The organism is Pseudomonas fuscovaginae SE-1 (genome assembly GCF_000364705.1).
Taxonomy (GTDB): domain Bacteria; phylum Pseudomonadota; class Gammaproteobacteria; order Pseudomonadales; family Pseudomonadaceae; genus Aquipseudomonas; species Aquipseudomonas fuscovaginae_A.
Map to the genome: position 1 here is coordinate 1 of NZ_AQOH01000204.1, position 22,895 is coordinate 22,895.

A 22,895-nucleotide genomic window follows, 5' to 3' on the forward strand; every position below is an offset into this window, starting at 1 on the left:
TCCAACACAGCTATCGCCAGCAAGCCGGCTCCTGCAGTACCCTGTGTGGCTATCTCGACAAGCAGCCCTGCCGCCCATGCTCTTTCTCATCGCCTACATCGCCAGCGTCGTGCTGATCAATTTCGCCTTTTCCAGCGCGCCGCACCTGGACATCATCTGGTCGGCCTGGGGCGGGTTGGTGTTCGTGCTGCGGGACATGGTGCAGACCCGCTTCGGCCATGGCGCCATCGTCGCCATGCTGGCGGCGCTGCTGCTGTCCTACGTCACTTCCGATCCGGCCATTGCCCTGGCCAGCGCCACGGCCTTCGCCGTATCCGAATGCATCGACTGGCTGGTGTTCACCATCACCCGACGCCCCCTGCATGACCGCCTGTGGATCAGTTCGGCGCTGAGCATCCCGCTGGACACCTTCATCTTCTTCGGCCTGATCGGTGCACTGACCCCCGGGGTGATCCTCACTGCGCTGGGTTCCAAGTTCGCCGGGGTCACCGTGGTTTGGCTGGCCATGGCCTGGCGCCAGCGCAAGGCCGTTCATCAGGATGCCCTGAAGGGATAGCCCGGATGGGGCGCCTGCCATACAGGCGAACCGCCGCAGTTCATGTAAAATGCCCGCCTTTCTTCCCAGCAGGTGCCCGTTGACCGGGCGCCTTCGATGATCCGTTGCCTCGAGGACCTGAAATGACCCGTATCGGAACTCCACTGTCGCCGACCGCGACTCGCGTATTGCTCTGTGGCTGTGGTGAACTGGGCAAGGAAGTGGTGATCGAACTGCAACGCCTGGGAGCCGAGGTGATTGCCGTCGACCGCTACGCGAACGCGCCGGCGATGCAGGTCGCCCACCGCAGCCACGTGATCAACATGCTCGACGGCGCCGCCCTGCGCGCGGTGATCGAAGCCGAGAAGCCCCACTTCATCGTGCCGGAAATCGAGGCCATCGCCACCGCCACCCTGGTGGAGCTGGAAACCGAAGGTTTCACCGTGGTGCCGACCGCTCGCGCCGCGCAACTGACCATGAATCGTGAGGGTATTCGCCGCCTGGCTGCCGAAGAGCTGAAGCTGCCGACCTCGCCGTATCACTTCGCGGACACCTTCGAAGACTACAGCAAGGCGGTCCAGGACCTCGGTTTCCCTTGCGTGGTCAAGCCGGTGATGAGTTCCTCGGGCAAGGGCCAGAGCCTGCTGCGCAGCGTCGATGACGTGCAGAAGGCCTGGGACTATGCCCAGGAAGGCGGGCGTGCCGGCAAGGGTCGTGTGATCGTCGAAGGCTTCATCGATTTCGATTACGAAATCACCCTGCTGACCGTGCGCCATGTCGGCGGCACCACTTTCTGCGCGCCGGTCGGTCATCGCCAGGAGAAGGGGGACTACCAGGAGTCCTGGCAGCCTCAGGCCATGAGTCCGGTGGCGCTGGCCGAATCGGAACGGGTTGCCAAGGCGGTTACCGAGGCCCTGGGTGGACGTGGCATGTTCGGCGTCGAGCTGTTCATCAAGGGCGACCAGGTGTGGTTCAGCGAAGTGTCGCCGCGTCCGCATGACACCGGCATGGTCACCATGATCTCCCAGGACCTGTCGCAGTTCGCCCTGCATGCGCGGGCCATCCTCGGTCTGCCGATCCCGCTGATCCGTCAGTTCGGCCCGTCGGCCTCGGCGGTGATCCTGGTGGAAGGCAAGTCGACCCAGACCGCGTTCGCCAACCTCGGCGCGGCCCTGAGCGAACCGGACACCGCCTTGCGCCTGTTCGGCAAGCCGGAAGTCAACGGCCAGCGTCGCATGGGCGTGGCCCTGGCACGTGACGAGTCGATCGAAGCGGCGCGGGCCAAGGCGACCCGCGCGTCCCAGGCGGTCGTTGTAGAGCTGTAAACCGCGGTTGCCCCATCCGCGGGCGAGCCCGCTCCCACAATAAGCGAGTCCGATTCGGAGTTCCTTGTGGGAGCCGGCTTGCTGGCGATCCGCCGCAGGCGGCCATCACGTCTCTATCAGCGGATCTTGTCCAAATCGCTGTAACGCGTTTCCTTCAGGCACAGAACGGCAATCAGGCTCAACGCCGCCGCCGCCGACACATACCCGCCAACCCAGCTCAAGCCCCCCATCGTCACCAGTTTCTGGGCAAAGAACGGCGCCGCCGAGGCACCGACGATACCGCCCAGGTTATAGGCTGCCGAAGCGCCGGTATAACGCACATGGGTGGGGAACAGCTCTGGCAGCAGCGCACCCATCGGGGCGAACGTCACCCCCATCAGGAACAGTTCCAGGCTCAGGAACAGCGCCACGCCCCAGGTCGAGCCATGGCCGAGCAACGGCTCCATGGTGAACCCGGAAAGCAGCGCCAGCAGCGCGCCGACGATCAGCACCGGCTTGCGTCCCAGGCGATCGCTGGCCCAGGCCGCCAATGGCGTGGCCGCCGCCATGAACAGCACGGCAAAGCACAGCAGACCGAGGAAGGTTTCGCGGCTGTAGCCCAGGTTGGCGACGCCGTAGCTCAGGGAGAACACTGCCGAGATGTAGAACAGCGCATAACACACCACCATGGCCACCGAGCCCAGCAGCACCGGTACCCAGTAGCGGCTGAACAGCTCGACCAGCGGCATTTTCACCCGCTCATGGCGCGCCACGGCATTGGCGAAGATCGGCGTTTCCTCGAGCTTGAGGCGCACATAGAGGCCGACGATGACCAGTACAGCGCTGATCAGGAACGGAATTCGCCAGCCCCACGAGCGGAACTGCTCGTCGCTGAGGCTCATGGCGAGAATCAGGAACAGGCCGTTGGCCGCGAGAAAGCCGATCGAAGGGCCCAGTTGCGGGAACATGCCGAACCAGGCGCGCTTGCCCTCGGGGGCGTTTTCGGTCGCCAGCAGCGCGGCGCCGCCCCATTCACCGCCCAGACCCAGGCCCTGGCCGAAGCGCAGCAGGCAGAGCAGCAATGGGGCCCAGGCACCAATGCTGGCGTAACCGGGCAATACGCCGATCAGCGTGGTGCACACGCCCATCAGCAGCAGCGAGGCGACCAGGGTCGACTTGCGGCCGATCCGGTCACCGAAGTGTCCGAACAGGATCGAGCCCAGTGGGCGTGCGAGAAAGGCGATACCGAAAGTCAGGAATGCCGACAGCATCTGCGCGGTGCTGTCGGTCTGGGGGAAGAACACCGGGCCGATCACCAGCGCGGCAGCGGTGGCGTAGACATAGAAGTCGTAGAACTCGATGGCGGTGCCGATGAAGCTGGCAGTCGCGACCCGGGCGGTGGAGTTCAGCGGTGTGGTCGATCTGGCGTCATCGAAGGGGGTGCTGGAAGTCATTGCGCGATTCCCTGAAAGTCTTGCTCGTACGAATTATTAGAAGTGAACACCCAGGGATAAGGGTTTTTCCCGGGCCGGTCGGGGTTCTGTCCGGCGCGGGGATCTACAGTGTGCGGGGCCGGAGGGCGGGTTGCGGGTGGGCAGGCGGTCCGGTGAGGCTGGGTAAGCCGGCTTGATTATAGGAAGCAGGCTACGCATCGAACAAGAGCGCCGCTCAGGCTTCCGGCCCGCAGCGGCTTGTCATGCACAAAATGGATGGGGACCCGGAGCTCCCTGGGAGCAGGGCTTGTCGGAACGCCGCACCGCCGCGAAGCTTTCGCCGGCCTCGAAGGCCCTTTCGCAGGTCAGCCTTGCTCCTACGGCGGAGGGGGAGTGGGCGCGCTGCTGGTGTGCCAGGCCAGTACCTGGCTGACCCGGTTGTCCTCGGTCTCGAGGATCTCCAGGCGATAACGGCCGATTTTCAGGCAGACCGCGCTTTCCGGAATGGTTTCCAGGGCCTCGGTGACCAGGCCGTTGAGGGTCTTGGGGCCGTCGCAGGGCAGGTGCCAGCCCAGGCTCTTGTTCAGCTCGCGGATCGAGGCGGCCCCTTCGATCACCAGGCGACCGTCGGCCTGGGGGTGGATGTGCGGGTTGTCGAGGCTGTGTTCGCTTTCGAATTCGCCGACGATCTCTTCGAGAATGTCTTCCAGGGTGACGATGCCCAGCACTTCACCGTACTCGTCCACGACCAGGCCCAGGCGTCGTTGCTGCTTGTGGAAGTTCAGCAACTGCAATTGCAGCGGTGTGCTTTCCGGGACGAAATAGGGTTCGTGGCAGGCGCTCAGCAGGGCGGGCAGGGTCAGGCTGGCATCGGGCAGCAGGTGGCGCACCTGGCGGGTATTGAGTACCGCCTCGACCTGGTTGATATCGCTGTGGAACACCGGCAGGCGGGTGCGCTTACTGTTGCGCAGTTGCTCGATGATGTCTTCGATCGGGTCGTCCAGGTTGATGCCGTCGACTTCGCTGCGCGGCACGAGGATGTCATTGACGGTGATGTTGTCCAGTGCATGAATGCCGGACAGCAACTGCGGTCGGGTCGAGTGTTCCTTGCCGGACTCGTCGAGGTCGACCGGCGGGACATCCTCGTCGCTCTGCCTGACCGCGCCGGCCTTGCTGATGAACGGGCGCAGCAGCAGGCGGGCCGTGCCATTGAGCAGCCAGGCGGCGGGGTAGAGGATCTTCAGCGGGATGCCGAGCAGGGCATTGCCGACCGCGAGCATGGCTTCGGGATAGCGGGCGGCGAGCAGGCGCGGCAGGTAGTCGGCCAGCACCAGCAGGGCGACGGCACTGCCCAGGCAGGCCAGCCAGGGACCGTGGTTGCCCCAGAGCAGCAGCGAGAGCAGGGTGGCGATGATCACCACGACGATGCGGCACAGGGTGTTGCAGAGGATCAGGCTTTCACGCGGGAAGCTCAGGCGGGCGGCCGGCTTGTCGCCGAAGCGGGAGGTCGGGCGCCGGGCTGTGAGCAGGTGCTGGGCGACCTCGATGGCGGTGAACAGCGCTGACCAGAGGATCAGCAGGGCCAATACGGCGAGCATCGGCCCGGCGGGCAGGTTGTCCATGTTCTCGGCCCGTCAGATATGCAGGATGTATTCGCGGACCAGCTTGCTGCCGAAATAGGCCAGCATCAGCAGGCAGAAACCGGCCAGGGTCCAGCGGATCGCCTTGTGCCCGCGCCAGCCGAGGCGGTTGCGCCCCCACAACAGTACACTGAACACCACCCAGGCCAGGCAGGCCAGCAGGGTCTTGTGCACCAGGTGCTGGGCGAACAGATTCTCGACGAACAGCCAGCCGGAGATCAGCGACAGCGACAGCAGGGTCCAGCCGGCCCAGAGGAAACCGAACAGCAGGCTTTCCATGGTCTGCAGTGGCGGGAAATTGCGGATCAGCCCGGAGGGATGCTTGTTCTTCAACTGGTGATCCTGCAACAGCAGCAGCAGCGACTGGAACACCGCGATGGTGAACATGCCGTAGGCGAGGATCGAAAGCAGGATGTGCGCGAGGATGCCCGGCTCCTCGTCGATGATCTGCACCGTACCCGAGGGCGCGAACTGCGCGAGCAATACGGTCAGCAGCCCCAGCGGAAACAGCAGGAGCAGCAGGTTCTCCACGGGAATCCGCAGGCAGGCGACCAGGGTCAGGGCAATCACCGCGACGGCGATCAGGCTGGCGGCGTTGAAGAAGTCCAGGCCCAGGCCGACCGGAGTCGCCAGGTGGGCGCACAGGGCGATGGCGTGGGCCAGTACGGCGAAGGTGCCGAGCCCGACCAGCAGGCGCTTGTCGGCCTTGGCGCGCTGGCGCAGGCGCGCGCCTTGATAGAGGGCCGCGGCGGCATACAGGCAGGCTGCGGCGATGCTGGTCAGAAAGCTGGGTGACAGAGGAGGCATAAGTCCTGTGAAGCAAGCCCGAAAGGCGCTGAGTTTGGCATACAACCGCCAGTCCACGAAAGACCGTGGCGCTAGTGCCGCGCACGCAGTCTCGTTATAATTCGCGATCTGCCCATGCTGCAGGCTCGCCAGGCGGGTTTTTCCGTTCGCCGGCGGCCCATTACCTCAGTGGCTTCAAAGGATCGCGCATGTTTGAAAACCTGACCGACCGTCTCTCGCAGACGCTGCGCCATGTCACCGGCAAGGCCAAGCTGACCGAGGACAATATCAAAGACACCCTGCGTGAAGTGCGCATGGCGTTGCTCGAGGCCGACGTCGCCCTGCCGGTGGTGAAGGACTTCGTCAATTCGGTCAAGGAGCGCGCGGTCGGTACCGAAGTCTCGCGCAGCCTGACACCGGGCCAGGCGTTCGTGAAGATCGTCCAGGCCGAACTCGAAAGCCTGATGGGCGCGGCCAACGAGGACCTGAATCTCGCGGCCGTGCCGCCTGCGGTCATTCTGATGGCCGGTTTGCAGGGGGCCGGCAAGACCACCACCGCCGGCAAGCTGGCGCGCTTCCTCAAGGAGCGCAAGAAGAAAAGCGTGATGGTGGTCTCGGCGGACGTCTACCGCCCGGCCGCGATCAAGCAGTTGGAAACCTTGGCCAACGATATCGGCGTGACCTTCTTCCCGTCCGATATCAGTCAGAAGCCGGTGACCATCGCCGAGGCTGCCATCAAGGAAGCACGGCTGAAGTTCATCGACGTGGTGATCGTCGATACCGCCGGTCGTCTGCACGTCGACGCCGAGATGATGGTCGAGATCCAGCAACTGCACGCGGCGATCAAACCGGTGGAGACGCTGTTCGTGGTCGACGCCATGACCGGTCAGGACGCGGCCAATACCGCCAAGGCCTTCGGTGACGCACTGCCGCTGACCGGCGTGGTGCTGACCAAGGTCGACGGCGATGCCCGTGGCGGTGCCGCGCTGTCGGTGCGTGCCATTACTGGCAAGCCGATCAAGTTCATCGGTATGGGCGAGAAGAGCGAAGCGCTCGATCCCTTCCATCCGGACCGGATCGCCTCGCGGATCCTCGGCATGGGCGACGTGCTCAGTCTGATCGAGCAGGCCGAGCAGACCCTCGACAAGGAAAAGGCCGACAAGCTGGCCAAGAAACTGAAGAAGGGCAAGGGCTTCGACCTCGAGGACTTCCGCGATCAGTTGCAACAGATGAAGAACATGGGCGGTCTCGGCGGCCTGATGGACAAGCTGCCGAACATCGGTGGCGTGAACCTGTCGCAGATGGGCAACGCCCAGAATGCGGCGGAGAAGCAATTCAAGCAGATGGAAGCCATCATCAACTCCATGACTCCGGCCGAGCGCCGCGACCCCGAGCTCATCAGCGGTTCGCGCAAGCGCCGGATCGCTTTGGGCTCCGGCACCCAGGTGCAGGACATCGGGCGCTTGATCAAGCAGCACAAGCAGATGCAGAAGATGATGAAGAAATTCACCGCCAAGGGCGGCATGGCCAAGATGATGCGCGGTCTTGGTGGCATGATGCCGGGTGGCGGCATGCCGAAAATGTAAGGAATCCGCGCCGGCCGTCGTGTCGGCGTTGCCCCGCAGGGATGCGGGGAACTCCAGCAAACCCGCGGTGGCGGGGGCTGGTCCGCCGTTCATCGCAACGGCTTCATGGCAGATCTCTATCGTACGGCGCTGGACGCCGGAAAAAGGCATTGGCAAAAGTCCGGATATTCCTTAGAATATGCGGCCTTTCGGGCACCCATGCCCGCTGTGCATTTAGATTTGCAGCACCGACTACAGGAACGATGTTCACATGCTAACAATCCGTCTTGCCCTTGGCGGCTCCAAAAAGCGCCCGTTTTACCACCTGACCGTAACCGACAGCCGCAACGCGCGTGACGGTTCGCACAAAGAACAAGTGGGTTTCTTCAACCCGATTGCTCGTGGTCAGGAAGTTCGTCTGTCCGTGAACCAAGAGCGCGTCAACTACTGGTTGAGCGTGGGTGCACAACCTTCTGAGCGCGTTGCTCAGTTGCTGAAGGAAAACGCCAAGGCTGCGGCCTGAGCGATATGAACGCGACGCCTGTTTCTACCGATGATCTGATCGTTATCGGCAAGATCTATTCTGTTCATGGCGTTCGCGGCGAAGTAAAGGTCTATTCCTTTACGGATCCGATCAAGAACCTGTTGAACTACAAGACCTGGACGCTCAAGCGCGAAGGTAGTGTGAAACAGGTTGAGCTGGTCAGTGGACGCGGGAACGAAAAGTTCCTGGTCGCGAAGCTCAAGGGTCTCGATGATCGTGAAGAAGCTCGTCTTCTGGCCGGTTATGAGATCTGCGTGCCAAGCAGCCTGTTCCCTGAGCTGACCGACGGCGAGTACTACTGGTACCAGTTGGAAGGTCTGAAGGTCATCGACACTCTCGGGCAATTGTTTGGGAAAATCGATCACCTGCTCGAAACCGGCTCGAATGATGTCATGGTGGTCAAGCCTTGTCCGGGCAGCCTGGATGATCGCGAACGCCTGTTGCCGTATACCGAGCAATGCGTGTTGGCAGTCGACCTGGTGGCTGGCGAGATGAAGGTGGATTGGGACGCGGACTTCTAAGCAATGGCGAGCCTGCGCGTAGAAGTGATCACGCTGTTTCCCGAGATGTTTTCCGCCATCAGCGACTACGGCATCACCAGTCGTGCGGTGAAACAGGGGTTGTTGCAACTGACCTGTTGGAACCCGCGGGACTACACGACGGATCGACATCACACTGTGGACGATCGCCCGTTTGGCGGTGGTCCGGGCATGGTGATGAAGATCAAGCCCCTCGAGGACGCCCTGGTCGAGGCCAAGGCAGCAGCGGGGGAGGCGGCGAAGGTGATCTACCTGTCGCCCCAGGGTCGGCAACTGAATCAGTTGGCGGTTCGCGACCTGGCGAAAGAGGATGCCTTGATCCTCATTGCTGGTCGTTATGAAGGCATCGACGAGCGTTTCATAGAGGCGCATGTCGATGAAGAGTGGTCGATTGGGGACTATGTCCTGTCCGGTGGTGAACTGCCGGCGATGGTCCTGATAGATGCGGTTACACGGCTGCTGCCCGGAGCTTTAGGGCATGCGGACTCCGCGGAGGAGGATTCCTTCACGGATGGTTTGCTGGATTGCCCGCACTACACCCGTCCGGAGGTGTATGCGGATCAGCGTGTTCCCGACGTGTTGCTCAGTGGCAACCACGCACATATCCGGCGTTGGCGTCTGAAGCAGTCCCTTGGCAGGACCTCGGAACGACGCGCCGATCTTCTGGAAAGACGCTCGCTTTCTGGAGAAGAGAAGAAGCTGCTCGAGGAATATATCCGCGAGCGGGACGATAGTTAACAACGTATCGATGGTAGATCCGACGATTTACCTTAGGAGCACAGCATGACCAACAAAATCATTCTGCAACTCGAAGCCGAGCAGATGACCAAAGAGATCCCAGCCTTTGCCCCGGGCGACACCATTGTCGTTCAGGTGAAAGTGAAGGAAGGCGATCGTTCGCGTCTGCAGGCCTTTGAAGGCGTGGTAATTGCCAAGCGTAACCGCGGTGTGAACAGCGCGTTCACCGTACGTAAAATCTCCAACGGTGTTGGCGTAGAGCGTACTTTCCAGACCTACAGCCCGCAAATCGACAGCATGGCTGTCAAGCGTCGCGGTGACGTACGTAAAGCCAAGCTGTACTACCTGCGCGACCTGTCGGGTAAAGCCGCTCGCATCAAGGAAAAACTGGCCTGAGTCCAGCTTCCGATGCAGAAAAAAGCAGCCTACGGGCTGCTTTTTTGTTGCCTGGATTTTTATCCTTGGGCACTCTGACTCCGTTTGCCGTGTCACGCTTTTCGAGTCTTTATGCCAGCCATCGATCATCCCCTCATCGACCAGTTTCTCGACGCCCTGTGGCTGGAAAAAGGCCTCTCGGACAATACTCGCGATGCCTATCGAAGCGACCTGACGCTTTTCAATGGCTGGCTGCAGGAAAAGGGCCTGGAACTGGTCAGCGCCGGGCGCGAGCTGATTCTCGATCACCTGTCCTGGCGTGTGGAGCAAGCCTACAAACCTCGTTCCACGGCGCGTTTTCTCTCCGGCGCACGTGGCTTCTATCGCTATCTGCTGCGAGAAAAGCTGATCGCCGTCGACCCCACCCTCCAGGTCGAGATGCCGCAATTGGGCAGGCCATTGCCCAAGTCCCTGTCGGAAGCCGACGTCGAAGCGCTACTCAAGGCGCCGGACCTGAGCGAGGCCATCGGCCAGCGCGACCGTGCCATGCTCGAAGTGCTGTATGCCTGTGGGCTGCGGGTGACCGAGCTGGTCAGCCTGACCCTGGAGCAGGTCAACCTGCGCCAGGGCGTGCTGCGGGTAATGGGCAAGGGCAGCAAGGAACGGCTGGTGCCGATGGGCGAGGAGGCAATCGTCTGGGTCGAACGCTACCTGCGCGATGCCCGTGGCGAACTGCTTGGCGGGCGACCCAGCGACGTGCTGTTTCCCAGTCAGCGCGGCGAGCAGATGACCCGCCAGACCTTCTGGCATCGGATCAAGCACCAGGCCCGGGTCGCCGGGATCGGCAAAGCGCTGTCGCCGCATACCCTGCGCCATGCCTTTGCCACCCACCTGCTCAACCATGGGGCGGATCTGCGTGTGGTGCAGATGCTGCTCGGCCACAGCGACCTGTCGACTACCCAGATCTATACCCATGTCGCCCGTGCCCGCCTGCGGGACATGCATGCCAGGCATCACCCGCGCGGTTGATCCATACGGGCTTCGGCCCGGCCGGGCTTATGTGTTAGGCTCTATCGGTTTGCGATGCGGGCGCTTGCAGTCGCTCCGTTTCAGAATGGACAGACCAGCCTGGCCCCGTGCCCGCCATCAGGAGTTTCCATGCGCTTGATCCAGATTTTCGCCGCCGCCGCCCTGGCGCTGGCCAGTACCTTCGCCCTGGCCGACGACGCTGCCGAACAGGCGATCCGCAAGAGCCTCGACAGCCTCCAGTTGGAGACGCCGGTCGAGAGCATCACCGCCAGTCCTTTGAGCGGCCTGTATGAAGTGAAGCTCAAGGGCAGCCGCGTGTTGTACGCCAGTGCCGACGGCCAGTTCGTCATGCAGGGCTACCTGTTCCAGCTCAAGGATGGCAAGCCGGTCAACCTGACCGAGAAGACCGAGCGCCTGGGTATCTCGAAGCTGATCAACGGTATTCCGGTGGCTGAAACCGTGGTCTATCCGGCCGTCGGTGAGACCAAGTCGCACATCACGGTGTTCACCGACACCACCTGCCCTTATTGCCACAAGCTGCACGCCGAAGTGCCAGCCCTGAACAAGATGGGCATCGAGGTCCGCTACGTGGCGTTCCCGCGTCAGGGCCTGGGCTCGCCGGGTGACCAGCAGTTGCAGGCGGTCTGGTGTTCGGCCGACAAGCGGGCGGCCATGGACAAGATGGTCGAAGGCGAGGAAATCAAGGCCGCCAAGTGCGCCAACCCGGTTTCCCGGCAGTTCGCCCTGGGTCAGTCGATCGGTGTCAACGGGACACCGGCCATCGTTTTGGCCGACGGTCAGGTCATTCCAGGCTACCAGCCGGCCGCACAAGTCGCCAAACTGGCACTGGCAGCCAAGTAATTCAGCTTCGGCGCACTTCGTCTTCAGGTGAGCCCGAGCACGGCCACGGGCATCTGGCCCGTCGCTCTTAAACAGCAGGCCGCTGGTGGATCAGCGGCTGTTTTTCACGGCCGACCTCGTGTCGGCCGTTTCATGGGGAGTCAAGAGTGAAACCGGTCAAAGTAGGCATCTGTGGGTTAGGTACCGTCGGTGGCGGCACCTTCAACGTACTTCAGCGTAACGCCGAGGAAATTGCTCGTCGTGCCGGGCGTGGGATCGAAGTGGCACAAATTGCCATTCGCACGCCAAAGCCTCAGTTCCAAACGACCGGTATTGCGATTACCAACGATGTCTTCGAAGTGGCCACGAACCCTGAGATCGACGTCGTCGTAGAGCTGATGGGCGGCTATACCGTTGCCCGTGAGCTGGTACTCAAAGCGATCGAGAACGGCAAGCACGTGGTCACCGCGAACAAGGCGCTGATCGCCGTGCACGGTAACGAAATTTTCGCCAAGGCCCGTGAGATGGGCGTCATCGTGGCCTTCGAGGCCGCGGTGGCAGGCGGCATCCCGGTGATCAAGGCGATTCGCGAGGGCCTGTCGGCCAACCGTATCAACTGGGTGGCCGGGATCATCAACGGCACCGGCAACTTCATCCTCACCGAAATGCGCGAGAAAGGGCGCACTTTCGAGGACGTGCTGGCCGAGGCCCAGGCCCTGGGTTACGCCGAGGCCGATCCGACCTTCGACGTCGAGGGCATCGATGCCGCACATAAGCTGACCATCCTGGCTTCCATCGCCTTCGGGATTCCGCTGCAGTTCGACAAGGCCTACACCGAGGGCATCACCAGGCTGACCACCGCCGACGTGAACTACGCCGAGGCCCTGGGCTATCGCATCAAGCACCTGGGCGTGGCACGCAGCACCGCTGCCGGCATCGAGCTGCGGGTACACCCGACGCTGATCCCGGCCGATCGCCTGATCGCCAACGTCAACGGCGTGATGAACGCGGTCATGGTCAACGGCGATGCCGCCGGCTCGACCCTGTTCTACGGTGCCGGTGCCGGCATGGAGCCGACCGCTTCCTCGGTGATCGCCGACCTGGTCGACGTGGTTCGCGCCATGACCTCCGATCCGGAGAACCGCGTGCCACACCTGGCCTTCCAGCCGGACTCGCTGTCGGCTCACCCGATCCTGCCGATCGAAGCCTGCGAGAGCTCGTACTACCTGCGTATCCAGGCCAAGGACCATCCGGGCGTGCTGGCCCAGGTGGCGAGCATCCTGTCCGAGCGCGGGATCAACATCGAGTCGATCATGCAGAAGGAAGTCGAGGAGCAGGATGGCCTGGTGCCGATGATCCTGCTGACCCACCGCGTGGTCGAACAACGCATCAACGATGCCATCGCGGCGCTGGAGGCCCTGCAGGGTGTGGTCGGCCCTGTCGTGCGGATCCGCGTCGAGCATTTGAACTGAGTCGACGTCGTCGACTGGAGAGGAATTTTTCATGCGTTACATCAGTACCCGCGGCCAGGCACCCGCGCTGAATTTCGAAGACGTGCTGCTGGCCGGCCTGGCCAGTGACGGCGGCCTGTACGTGCCGGAGAACCTGCCACGTTTCACCCAGGAGGAAATCGCTTCCTGGGCGGGCCTGCCTTACCACGAGCTGGCTTTCCGGGTCATGCGTCCGTTCGTCACCGGCAGCATCCCGGATGCGGACTTCAAGAAGATCCTCGAGGAAACCTACGGCGTCTTCGCCCATAACGCCGTGGCACCGCTGCGCCAGCTGAACGGCAACGAGTGGGTACTCGAGCTGTTCCATGGCCCGACCCTGGCCTTCAAGGATTTTGCCCTGCAACTGCTGGGTCGCCTGCTCGACTACGTGCTGGCAAAACGCGGCGAGCGCGTGGTGATCATCGGCGCCACCTCCGGCGATACCGGCTCGGCGGCGATCGAAGGTTGCAAGCACTGCGAGAACGTCGACATCTTCATCCTGCACCCGCACAACCGGGTATCGGAAGTGCAGCGTCGGCAGATGACCACCCTCTTCGGCGAGAACATCCATAATATCGCCGTCGAAGGCAACTTCGACGACTGCCAGGAGATGGTCAAGAACAGCTTCGCCGACCAGAGCTTCCTCAAGGGCACGCGCCTGGTCGCGGTGAACTCGATCAACTGGGCGCGGATCATGGCCCAGATCGTCTACTACTTCCACGCGGCACTGCAACTGGGCGGCCCGGCGCGTTCGGTATCGTTCTCGGTGCCGACCGGCAACTTCGGCGACATCTTCGCCGGCTACCTGGCGCGCAACATGGGCCTGCCGGTCAATCAACTGATCGTCGCGACCAACCGCAATGACATCCTGCACCGCTTCATGAGCGGCAACCAGTACGTCAAGGAAACCCTGCACGCCACGCTGTCGCCGTCGATGGACATCATGGTCTCGTCGAACTTCGAGCGCCTGCTGTTCGACCTGCACGGTCGCAACGGTGCGGCGATTGCCGGCCTGATGGACACCTTCAGGCAGGGCGGCGGTTTCAGCGTCGAGCAGGATCGCTGGACCGAGGCGCGCAAGCTGTTCGACTCCCTGGCGGTGGATGATGCGCAAACCTGCGAGACCATTGCCGAAGTCTTTGCCCAGACTGGCGAAGTGCTCGACCCGCACACCGCCATCGGCGTCAAGGCGGCCCGTGAATGCCGCCGCAGCCTGGACACCCCGATGGTGATCCTCGGTACCGCGCACCCGGTCAAGTTCCCTGAGGCAGTTGAGAAGGCGGGTGTAGGAAAAGCGCTTGAACTACCTGCACACCTTTCGGATTTGTTTGAAAGGGAAGAGCGTTGCACAGTGCTGGCCAATGACCTGAAAGTCATGCAGGCCTTTGTCAGCCAGCATGGCAACCGTGGCAAGCCGCTTTGACCGACTAGAAAGGTCACACTTTAGAGCCCGCCCCTTGGCGGGCTTTATCGTTTTTGCATGCCACACTTTCCCCCTGTTTTTCATGTCCATCGAGTCAAAAAGGGGGCGGGTACTTCGCCATGGCATTTGCGGGGAGATCGATCCATTCCATCCTGGCGTGGCTGTCATGGGCGCTGCTGACGAGCCTGTCTGGCGAGTTGATGGCCGCCCAGGGCCTGCCTTTCAATTTGCCCACGTCGTTCGTCGAACTGCCCCGACTGCCCCTCAGCACCGATGAACAGCGCTGGCTGGGCAGGGATCGTCGCCTCCGGGTGGGCATCTCGGTGGCCGACTATGAGCCCGTCGATATCACCAGCGACCGCAATCGCTACCAGGGCATCAGCGCCGACTATGTGGGCCTGATCCGCGATCGGCTGGGGGTGCAGGTGGAGGTACTGGGGTTCGTCGAGCGGGACCAGGCCGTGGAGGCCCTGCTCGCCGGGCAGATCGATGTGCTGACCAGCGCCAACGGTTTCGAGCGGGGCTTTCCCGAACTGGCCTTTTCCAGTGAGTACATGCCTGACCGCTCGGTGATCGTCAGCCGCACTGAAACCCCGAACCCCGACGATCTGCGGGGGCGCAAGGTACTCCTGCTCGAAGGCTACGCCGATGCCTCGGTGGTGCATGCCACCTATCCCCATAGCCGGATCATCCTCGCTCCGACCCTCTACAGTGCCCTGGAGGCGCTGCTCCAGGGTGAGGTCGACGCCTTCATCGGCAACGAGGTCATCGTCAGAGCCTACAAGACCCTGCGTCCCTACATGGGGCTGCAGATCCGCGGACAAAGCGCCCTGCCACCGATCGGTTTCGCGTTTGCCACACGCAAGTCCGAGCCTCTGCTCGGCGCCCTGATCCAGCGTGTGCTGGACAGTCTCGACGAGGCGGTACGCCGGGAGATCCTGGCGCGCTGGACGACCGGCTTCGGTTCGGACATCGCCCAGCCGCGGGTCGAGCTGACGCCGGCGGAGCGTGCCTGGATCGACCGACATCCACGGGTCACCGTCGCTTCCCAGCAGTACCCGCCCTATATCTACAGGGACGTTCACAACCGTTGGGTCGGCCTCAATGCCGACCTGCTGGCGCGGATTTCGCGGATGACCGGCCTGCAGTTCGTCTTCGACGAGAGCTTCTCCACGGTCCAGACCCTGGAGATGCTCAAGGATGGCCGGGCCCTGATGAATGGCTCGCTGGCTGAAAGTCCCGAACGCAAGGCCTTCCTGAATTTCACCTACGCGTTTGGCGGCAGTTCCTGGGTGTTCGTCGTACCGGCCGATTCTCCCCCGTTGGGCTCGCTCGGCCAGTTGGCCGGCCGGGTGCTGGCGTTGCCCGAGGAACATGCGCTGCAGGCCATGATCCGCCGCGAGTATCCGAACGTCGTGCTGCGTGGCGTCAGGACCCAGGAGGAGGCCAGGGCGTTGGTCGAAAGCGGCGCGGCGGCGGCCACCATCCAGAGTGACGCCCTGGCCTATCTGCACCCTCCTGGCAGGCTGAAGGTCGGGCGTAGCGTGGAAGGGCTCTGGTCGGCGGACAGCTTCTCGGTCGCCAAGAGCTCTCCGGAGTTGCTCAGTATCCTCAACAAGTCCCTGGAGGCCTTTCCGGTCGCGGAACTGCGGGCCTTGCGCATCAAGTGGCTGGGTGCCGTTCCGGTGGCACCGCCGCCCTCGGTCTGGAAGCGGGTACCGCGTTGGGCCTACGGGCTGGCTGTTGCCCTGCTGGTGGTGGGCGGTGTCTCGCTCATCTGGAACCGCCGCCTGAATGTGCAGATTGGCCAGCGCCGCCATGCCGAACGGGAGCTCAATGATCGGCTGGCGTTCCAGCGCGCGTTGCTCGATGGCATTCCCGATCCGATCTTCGTGCGGGATCTGCAGGGACGCCTGATCACTTGCAATCGTAGCTACGAGCAGCGCCTGGCGACGACATTGGAGCAGGTGCACGGGCGTCGAATCACCGAGGAGGGCCTGTTGCTGCCGGCGGTCGCGCAGGCGCTGCATCGCGACTTCCTTTCGTTGCTGGAGAACCAGCAACCGGTGTTCAGGGACCGGACGCTGGAGTTCCCCGATGGCAGTATCGACGTCTACCTGTGGATGGTGCCATTCCACTCGGCGGGAGCGCAATTGCAAGGGTTGTTGGGGGGCTGGATCGACATCACCGAGCGCAAGCAGCTCGAGGTGCAACTGACCGAGGCCCGCCGCGAGGCCGAGCGTGCCAGCCAAGCCAAGAGTGCGTTCCTGGCCACGATGAGTCATGAGATACGCACGCCCATGGCGGCGATCATCGGTCTGCTCGAGGTCGAGCGGGAACAGGTACTGGCCCGTGGGCAGGTGTTCTCGCAGGGGTTGCAGGTGGCCTACCAGTCGGCCCGGGAATTGACCGCGCTGATCGGCGACAGCCTTGACCTGGCCAAGATCGAGGCCGGAGGCATGCGCCTGGTGCCGCAGCCGACCGACCTGAGAACCCTGCTGGAAGGCGTCGTGCAGCTGTTCGAGGCATTGGCCCGGGACAAGGGAGTCGTCCTGAGCCTGGGTATCGATCCGCTGCTGGCGAGCCTGTATTGGCTCGATCCGCTGCGTTTGCGGCAGATCCTGCACAACCTGATCGGCAATGCGCTGAAGTTCACCAGCCAGGGTTTCGTCCGCGTGCGGGTCCTGCGCTGCGCAGAGGTGGCGGGCACCGACCGCCTGCGTATCGACATCGAGGATTCCGGCAGGGGCATCGGCCCCGAGCAGCAGGCGATCCTGTTCTCGCCCTTCGTCCAGGTACAGGGTGAGGCCGAAGAGGAGCATGGGGGCACCGGCCTGGGCCTGAGCATCTGCAAGCAACTGGTGGAACTGATGGACGGTTCCATCGAGCTTGAGAGCCAGCCGGGGCAGGGGACCCGGGTGCACATCGAGCTGGCATTGCGGCGTGAAACGCAGCCTGCACCCCCCGCGCCGCAGGACAGTGCAAGGCAGCGCCTGCCCTGCCTGAACATCCTGATCATCGATGACCTGTCCGCCAACCGCCTGGTGCTGCAACAGCAGCTCGGGTTCCTTGGCCAGAACGTGGAGGCCTGCCAGACGGCGCAGGCGGCGTTGCAGGCCTGGCGCGGCCGGCATTTCGATCTGGTCATCAGCGATTGCAACATGCCGGGTATGAACGGCTATCAATTGGCACGGGCCCTGCGTCAGTTGGAGGCCGAGGAGCAAAGGCCTCCGTGCATGATCGTCGGTTGTACGGCCAATGCCATGAGCGACGAGCGTCAACGCTGCCAGCAGGCCGGCATGAACGACCTGCTGGTCAAGCCGGTTCTTCTGGATGACCTGACCCGGCTGTTGACACAGATCGTGCCTCGGCAAAAGTCCTTCGACATCCGGACGCTCATCAGCATGACCCACGCCGATGCCGGTGTACTCCAGCATATGCTGCTGGAACTGTGGCGGAACCTGCACGATGAGCGGGCCGAACTGCAGTCCAGGCTTGGCCTGGATGACTGGGACGGTGTGGCGGCTTGCGTGCATCGCCTCAAGGGCATCGCCTGCCTGGTCGATGCGATTGCCCTGGCGCAGGCCTGCGTCGACATGGATCACTGCGTACGGTTGAGGCAACCCGAGCAATTGCCAGCCACAGGGCAAGTGCTCAAGGCCGTGATCGACCGGATGATTGCCGACATCGAGCCGAACCTGCAGGAAAAACCGGCACTTTAGGACTTGTCCTATGGGGAACGCCGGGCAGCCTGGCTAAGGTGGAAGGCCGATGCGGATAACCACCGCTTCCACTTGCGGAGATCATCGATGCGTGCGCTCAGGATCCTGGTTCTTGAAGACAACCCCTTTCAACTGATGGCCTTGCATCAGATGCTCAATGCCAATGGCGTTTTCGATGTACTCACGGCCGAAAGTGTCGAGAGTGCACGCCAGTCGCTGACCAACCGGGGGCCGGTCGACATTGCCATCTGCGATCTGCAACTGGAGGAAGGCGATGGTCTGGAACTGATCCGGCACCTGGCGGAAACCCGCGAGGCACAGGCACTGATCATTCTCAGCAGCCTTGATACGGAACTGCGCGAAGGCGCTGCCCACATGGCCCGTCAGCAGGGGCTGCATGTGCTGGGCTGCCTGCTCAAGCCTGCCACGGCAGCGATACTCGGTGAACTGCTGGCAACCTATCAGCACCGCTTCAGCCGTCAGCGTCCAGGGCTGCCGTTGGCCCAGGTCTGTGAACTGCTCTCATTGCACGAGTTGCAGGCGGGGGCCGGGGCTGACGCGATCCGCAGGTACTGCGACGTCTTCTTTCAACCGAAGGTGAGCGGTGATGGCCGGGTGCTGGGGGTCGAGGCGCTGGCTCGCTGGCAACACCCGGAGCAAGGCACGCTGCTGCCCGACACCTTCATCCCGGTGCTGGAGTATGCCGGCCTTTCCCAGGCCCTGGCCTGGCACATGCTTGAACAGGCCATCGGCCTTTCGGTGGAGGTGCATCTGGGGACCGAACGGTATCTGCCGGTGACGGTGAATATCCCGGGGGTGATGGTGGAGCAGACGGATTTCGCCAGCCGGTTGGGCGAACTGCTCGCCCGTTTCGCACTGCCTGCCGAATGCCTGACCCTGGAAGTGATCGACGGCACCGACTGCAGCAGCGAGGTGAGCCAGGCGGAAGGCCTGTTGCGTTTGCGGATCCTCGGCTGCCAGCTGTCGATCGGCAATTTCGGTGTCTCCGGTGCCGGGTTGCAGAGGCTGCTCGAGCTGCCTTTCTCGGAGTTGAAGATCGCTCCGCGCTTTGTCAGCGGCATGGCCGAGGATTCACGCAAGCGTTCGATCGTCGCCGGGGTGCTGAGCATGGCCAAGGGCATGGGGTTGCGGGCGGTGATCAGCGGTGTCGAAACCGACGAGGAGTATCGGCTGACCCGGGAGTTGGGCGACGTGCTGGTTCAGGGGCGATTCATTGCCGCCCCGATGAGTTCTGCTGAACTGTTGCCCTGGCTGAACAGGGCCGGGCCTGCCTGCACGGTCGAACGTGAATGGCAAGCGGGCTAGGACAAACCCTGCTCCTGCAGATACAGAAACAGGGCGGCATCGTTGGTGAGTCCGAGTTTACGCATCGCGCTGATTTTCTGGGCACTGACGGTCTGCTTGCTGCGGCACAGGCGGGCGGCGATCTCACCCACCGTGCGGCCCGCCGCCAGCAGGCGGGTGACTTCCAGTTCCCGCGGTGAAAGCAGTTCCGGATCACCCAGCCGGTGCCTGCCGACTTCCCCGGCCAAGGCCAGGGTCTGGCGTACGGAGTCGGCTACGAACACCTTGCCCTGGCGCACATGCTGGATGGCCATGGGCAACTCGTTCGCCAGGCTGGCCTTGCTCAGCAGCCCCATCACCCCCTGGTCGAGGATGTAGCGGAACAGTCCGGCATTGTTGAGCATGGTGACCACCACGATCGGCAGTGCCGGATAGTTGCGCAGCAGGGCCTCGATCATCCGCAGGCCGTCGTTCTGGTCTGCCGTCGGCATCATGAAGTCGGTCACGAGCGCATCGCAGGGAAGGCGGTCGAGCCGGTCGAAGAGTTCCCCCGGAGTACTCGCTTCGCCAACGACACGGAGTGCAGGCGTTCGCTCGAGGACGGCCCGCAGGCCGATCAGGAATATCGGGTGATCATCCGCCAGGACGATCCGTAGTGGCATCTGTGACGACGAACTCAAGACAAGTCTCCGGTGGCGCAGCAGCGATGTGACTGAAAATTAAGCAAAAAAGAACAGATGATCGGGCCTGTGTCTGTGAGTAAAGCCGACACAGCCTGTAGTAAAAGTCTAAAAAACCATTGATCTGATTTTAGCCGCGCTTTTCCCGCTGTTTTTTCCTTGTCATCTTTCTCGTTCATGTTCGATAGACGTCGATCAGTTCGCGGGACCTTGGAGGTTCCGGCGAACTTTCTTCTCCTACTGGCGGTCACTGACTCCAGGCACCTTTGTTTTCGACCTTTAGGCTTTTGACTATTGAGTGGTGATCGAGATGGAAAGTATCAGCCTGTTGCTCAATGAAGCGCTGAGTCCGTATGCCGTTACCCTGACGCCTTCCGGCGGGCACGGTGAGTGCGTGGTAAGCGTGAGGGGTGTTGCCGGACCGGTTCTGGTGGAGCGTGAGGTCAACCAGGCGCAATTGACCGACAAACGCCTGCTGACCGATGTGGTCGATGGCCTGCATCGTGATTTGCGCATTGCCGAAGGACGTCTGGAACCCTGCGTGATTGCGGCCCTACGCAATGCCGCTGAGCATCGGGGTGCACATGGCGCCAGCCGGTAGAAATTTTTTGGAACCTTCCTCCCGGAGGTGCTGTCAGAATTTATAACGGCAAGAGCAGGCATTGTGCTCCGGTGTTTGTGGCTTGTCGTACGGGTCTTTGTAGGCCACGTTTAGCCCCGAGTCGTCTCCCCACTTCTCGGGGTTTCTTTTGCCCGGAATTTGTCACCGGTCATCGGGGGCAAGGAAAAACTGTCGGGCATCTTCCCGGTACCTTTCCCGGTCAGCCGGTGCCAGCCACCGCGCGTAGAGTTCTACCAGCCTGTCCTGACGCAATCCGCGCAGAATGTCGTTGATACGGGGAATCGCCGCGCGGCCTTGCGGCGTGTTCGAGCAGGCGACCCGGATGAACTGGTAACGGGCGGTGTCCCTGATCGGATAGAACACCAGGTCATCATCGGCGATCTGTTGCTGCCGGGCCTGATAGCGGATCTCCACGCCGTAGCCGAGCAAGGCCTTCAGGCGTCCCGCGCGTTGCATCTGTAACAGGCTGCCAAGGGCGTCGTTGCCATAATGCCGCACCAGATGTCGCTCGTTGGCCTGGGACAATACCTCGTCGATCGGCTGGCCGTAGCTGCGCTCGGCGATGATTCCCAGTTGCAGACTGTCGCTGTTCAGCAACGCGGCGAGATCGACCTGGCCTTCGTGCAGAAAGGGTTCGATCAGTGCCCGATCCTTCTGCCGAACCACCAGGCCGTTGCTGGTCGTGCCCATGCTGCGAATGGAGAACAGCATTTTTTGCGCCCGTGCCGCTGTCCACAGCAGTGCCGGATCACAAGTGAACGCCGGGCTGTCGAGCATCTGCATGCCCCGCGCGCGGTTCACTCGCAGGATGGTGTGGTCGTACTCCGGCAGCCGCTCCATCAGCAGCGGCAACATCTGATCGACGGCGCCCTGGCCCTGTTGCGGCCCATCGAAAATGCTCAGGGGCGGCAGGTCCCGCAGCAACCAGATCAAGGTCTCCCTGGCCTGCGCGACAGGTGACAGTACGCCGATCAACATCGCCAACATCAGGGGAACGAGGCGTCGCCACAAGGCACTGGGAGTCATGAGGCTGATACCTTCCTCGGCTTGAAACCAGTCGTTGGTTACCGTGCCACGTCAAATGGCGCCACTTTCACGCAGTCGGACAATCTGTGCCTCATCGTAGCCAAGGTTGTTCAACACCTCGGTGTTGTGTTCGCCCAACCGCGGTCCGACCCATTCGCTGGAGCCGGGTGTATCCGAGAGTTTCGGCACGATGCCGGGCATCTTGAAGTCCTTGCCATCCGGCAGCTTGGCCTGCAGGAACATTTCCCGGGCGAGGAACTGCGGATCGCCGAACATGTCCTCGGCGCTGTAGATGCGGCTGGCCGGGACCTCGGCCGTGGTCAGCACGGCGAGTACCGCGTCCAGCGGTTGCGAGTTGGCCCAGCGGTCGATCACGCCATAGAGCTCATCGCGCCGGCTGTCACGCCCGTCGTTGCTGGCCAGTTGCGGGTCGTTCGCCAGGTCTTCGCGACCGATGGCGAGCATGAAGCGCTTGAAGATCGCATCGCCGTTGGCGCCGATCTGCACATGGCGGCCATCGGCGGTGGTGTGGATCGACGAGGGCGTGATGCCGGGCATGATGTTGCCGGTGCGTTCGCGGATGAAACCGAACACGTCGAACTCCGGCACCATGCTCTCCATCATCGCGAAGATCGCTTCGTACAGGGCGACATCCACCACCTGGCCCTGGCCGCCGTTCACTTCGCGGTGACGCAAGGCCATCAGCGCGCCGATCACGCCCCACAGCGCGGCGATCGAGTCGCCGATGGAGATGCCGGTGCGCACCGGCGGGCGGTCGTCGAAGCCGGTGATGTAGCGCAGTCCGCCCATGGATTCGCCGACCGCGCCAAAGCCCGGCTGGTCCTTCATCGGCCCGGTCTGGCCGAAGCCCGACAGGCGCACCATCACCAGCTTGGGGTTGAGTGCATGCAGGGTTTCCCAGCCCAGGCCGAGTTTTTCCAGGACGCCGGGGCGGAAGTTCTCGATCAGGATGTCGGCTTCGCTCAACAACTGCCTGAGGATCGCCAGGCCGTCGGGATGCTTCAGGTTCAACGTCAGGGATTTCTTGTTGCGCGCCTGGACGAACCACCACAGCGACGTGCCTTCGTACAGCTTGCGCCACTTGCGCAGCGGATCGCCGCCGTCCGGCGATTCGACCTTGATCACCTGCGCGCCGAATTCGGCGCAGATCCGCGAGGCGAAAGGCCCGGCGATCAGTGTGCCGAGTTCGATGACTTTCAGGCCGGAGAGAGGTTTGTCGGCGACTGGCATGGACGATCCTGTAGGACAAGATTGGGGTTGTAGAGCCTTTTAACATGA

At 62.7% G+C, this 22,895-nt stretch carries 20 protein-coding genes; 14 read left to right on the top strand and 6 right to left on the bottom strand.

What is annotated here, in order from left to right; translation table 11 throughout:
- Positions 1-76 precede the first annotated feature (76 nt).
- Both K675_RS0118420 and purT read left to right on the top strand, forming a co-directional pair.
- A complete protein-coding gene (locus K675_RS0118420; RefSeq protein ID WP_017904959.1) occupies positions 77-556 on the top strand; it encodes a preQ0 transporter in 480 nt (159 codons plus the stop codon).
- Positions 557-678: 122 nt separating this feature from the next.
- A complete protein-coding gene (purT, locus tag K675_RS0118425) occupies positions 679-1,860 on the top strand; it encodes a formate-dependent phosphoribosylglycinamide formyltransferase (RefSeq protein WP_017904960.1) in 1,182 nt (393 codons plus the stop codon).
- Positions 1,861-1,976: 116 nt separating this feature from the next.
- Here the strand turns inward: purT and K675_RS0118430 are convergent, their stop codons facing one another.
- The 3 genes from K675_RS0118430 to K675_RS0118440 all read right to left on the bottom strand — a co-directional run bounded on the left by K675_RS0118430 (position 1,977) and on the right by K675_RS0118440 (position 5,719).
- A complete protein-coding gene (locus K675_RS0118430) occupies positions 1,977-3,293 on the bottom strand; it encodes an MFS transporter (RefSeq protein WP_017904961.1) in 1,317 nt (438 codons plus the stop codon).
- Between the two features lie 356 nt (positions 3,294-3,649).
- Positions 3,650-4,894, bottom strand: a complete 1,245-nt coding sequence (locus tag K675_RS0118435; protein WP_017904962.1) for an HlyC/CorC family transporter — start codon at positions 4,892-4,894, stop codon at positions 3,650-3,652.
- Positions 4,895-4,906: 12 nt separating this feature from the next.
- The gene (locus tag K675_RS0118440; protein ID WP_017904963.1) at positions 4,907-5,719 is read right to left on the bottom strand and encodes a cytochrome C assembly family protein; all 813 of its coding nucleotides are present in this window, start codon (positions 5,717-5,719) and stop codon (positions 4,907-4,909) included.
- A gap of 188 nt (positions 5,720-5,907) precedes the next feature.
- Here K675_RS0118440 and ffh point away from each other — a divergent pair, with 188 nt between their 5' ends.
- The 11 genes from ffh (at position 5,908) to K675_RS0118495 (ending at position 19,289) form a co-directional block, all read left to right on the top strand.
- Positions 5,908-7,284: a signal recognition particle protein gene (gene ffh / locus K675_RS0118445; RefSeq protein WP_017904964.1), complete on the top strand. Its 1,377-nt coding sequence runs from the start codon at positions 5,908-5,910 to the stop codon at positions 7,282-7,284.
- A gap of 250 nt (positions 7,285-7,534) precedes the next feature.
- Positions 7,535-7,786 (top strand): 30S ribosomal protein S16, encoded by a 252-nt coding sequence (rpsP, locus tag K675_RS0118450; RefSeq protein ID WP_017904965.1) that lies wholly within the window; start codon positions 7,535-7,537, stop codon positions 7,784-7,786.
- Positions 7,787-7,791: 5 nt separating this feature from the next.
- Complete coding sequence (rimM, locus tag K675_RS0118455; protein ID WP_017904966.1) at positions 7,792-8,328, top strand: ribosome maturation factor RimM; 537 nt, start codon at positions 7,792-7,794, stop codon at positions 8,326-8,328.
- A gap of 3 nt (positions 8,329-8,331) precedes the next feature.
- Positions 8,332-9,084: a tRNA (guanosine(37)-N1)-methyltransferase TrmD gene (gene trmD, locus K675_RS0118460; protein WP_017904967.1), complete on the top strand. Its 753-nt coding sequence runs from the start codon at positions 8,332-8,334 to the stop codon at positions 9,082-9,084.
- Positions 9,085-9,129: 45 nt separating this feature from the next.
- Entirely contained in the window at positions 9,130-9,480 is a 351-nt protein-coding gene (gene rplS, locus K675_RS0118465; RefSeq protein ID WP_017904968.1) for a 50S ribosomal protein L19, read from the top strand.
- Between the two features lie 111 nt (positions 9,481-9,591).
- Positions 9,592-10,488, top strand: coding sequence for a site-specific tyrosine recombinase XerD (gene xerD, locus K675_RS0118470; RefSeq protein ID WP_017904969.1), 897 nt, complete (start codon positions 9,592-9,594; stop codon positions 10,486-10,488).
- Positions 10,489-10,617: 129 nt separating this feature from the next.
- Entirely contained in the window at positions 10,618-11,349 is a 732-nt protein-coding gene (locus tag K675_RS0118475; protein WP_017904970.1) for a DsbC family protein, read from the top strand.
- 146 nt (positions 11,350-11,495) lie between these two features.
- Complete coding sequence (locus K675_RS0118480) at positions 11,496-12,800, top strand: homoserine dehydrogenase (RefSeq protein WP_017904971.1); 1,305 nt, start codon at positions 11,496-11,498, stop codon at positions 12,798-12,800.
- Between the two features lie 31 nt (positions 12,801-12,831).
- Positions 12,832-14,241 (top strand): threonine synthase, encoded by a 1,410-nt coding sequence (gene thrC, locus K675_RS0118485; RefSeq protein ID WP_017904972.1) that lies wholly within the window; start codon positions 12,832-12,834, stop codon positions 14,239-14,241.
- A gap of 200 nt (positions 14,242-14,441) precedes the next feature.
- The gene (locus K675_RS0118490; protein WP_017904973.1) at positions 14,442-17,963 is read left to right on the top strand and encodes an ATP-binding protein; all 3,522 of its coding nucleotides are present in this window, start codon (positions 14,442-14,444) and stop codon (positions 17,961-17,963) included.
- A gap of 87 nt (positions 17,964-18,050) precedes the next feature.
- The gene (locus K675_RS0118495) at positions 18,051-19,289 is read left to right on the top strand and encodes an EAL domain-containing response regulator (RefSeq protein ID WP_017904974.1); all 1,239 of its coding nucleotides are present in this window, start codon (positions 18,051-18,053) and stop codon (positions 19,287-19,289) included.
- Here the strand turns inward: K675_RS0118495 and K675_RS0118500 are convergent.
- Complete coding sequence (locus K675_RS0118500; protein ID WP_026145325.1) at positions 19,286-19,948, bottom strand: response regulator transcription factor; 663 nt, start codon at positions 19,946-19,948, stop codon at positions 19,286-19,288. The genes K675_RS0118495 and K675_RS0118500 overlap by 4 nt on opposite strands.
- A 310-nt stretch (positions 19,949-20,258) precedes the next feature.
- On the opposite strand from K675_RS0118500, the gene K675_RS0118505 reads away from it, so the two are divergent.
- The gene (locus K675_RS0118505; RefSeq protein ID WP_017904976.1) at positions 20,259-20,549 is read left to right on the top strand and encodes a DUF3509 domain-containing protein; all 291 of its coding nucleotides are present in this window, start codon (positions 20,259-20,261) and stop codon (positions 20,547-20,549) included.
- Positions 20,550-20,711: 162 nt separating this feature from the next.
- Here K675_RS0118505 and K675_RS0118510 read toward each other — a convergent pair whose 3' ends face one another.
- Both K675_RS0118510 and K675_RS0118515 read right to left on the bottom strand, forming a co-directional pair.
- The gene (locus K675_RS0118510) at positions 20,712-21,596 is read right to left on the bottom strand and encodes a TIGR02285 family protein (protein WP_020481067.1); all 885 of its coding nucleotides are present in this window, start codon (positions 21,594-21,596) and stop codon (positions 20,712-20,714) included.
- A gap of 51 nt (positions 21,597-21,647) precedes the next feature.
- Positions 21,648-22,847, bottom strand: coding sequence for a CaiB/BaiF CoA transferase family protein (locus tag K675_RS0118515; RefSeq protein ID WP_017904978.1), 1,200 nt, complete (start codon positions 22,845-22,847; stop codon positions 21,648-21,650).
- Between the last annotated feature and the right edge of the window lie 48 nt (positions 22,848-22,895).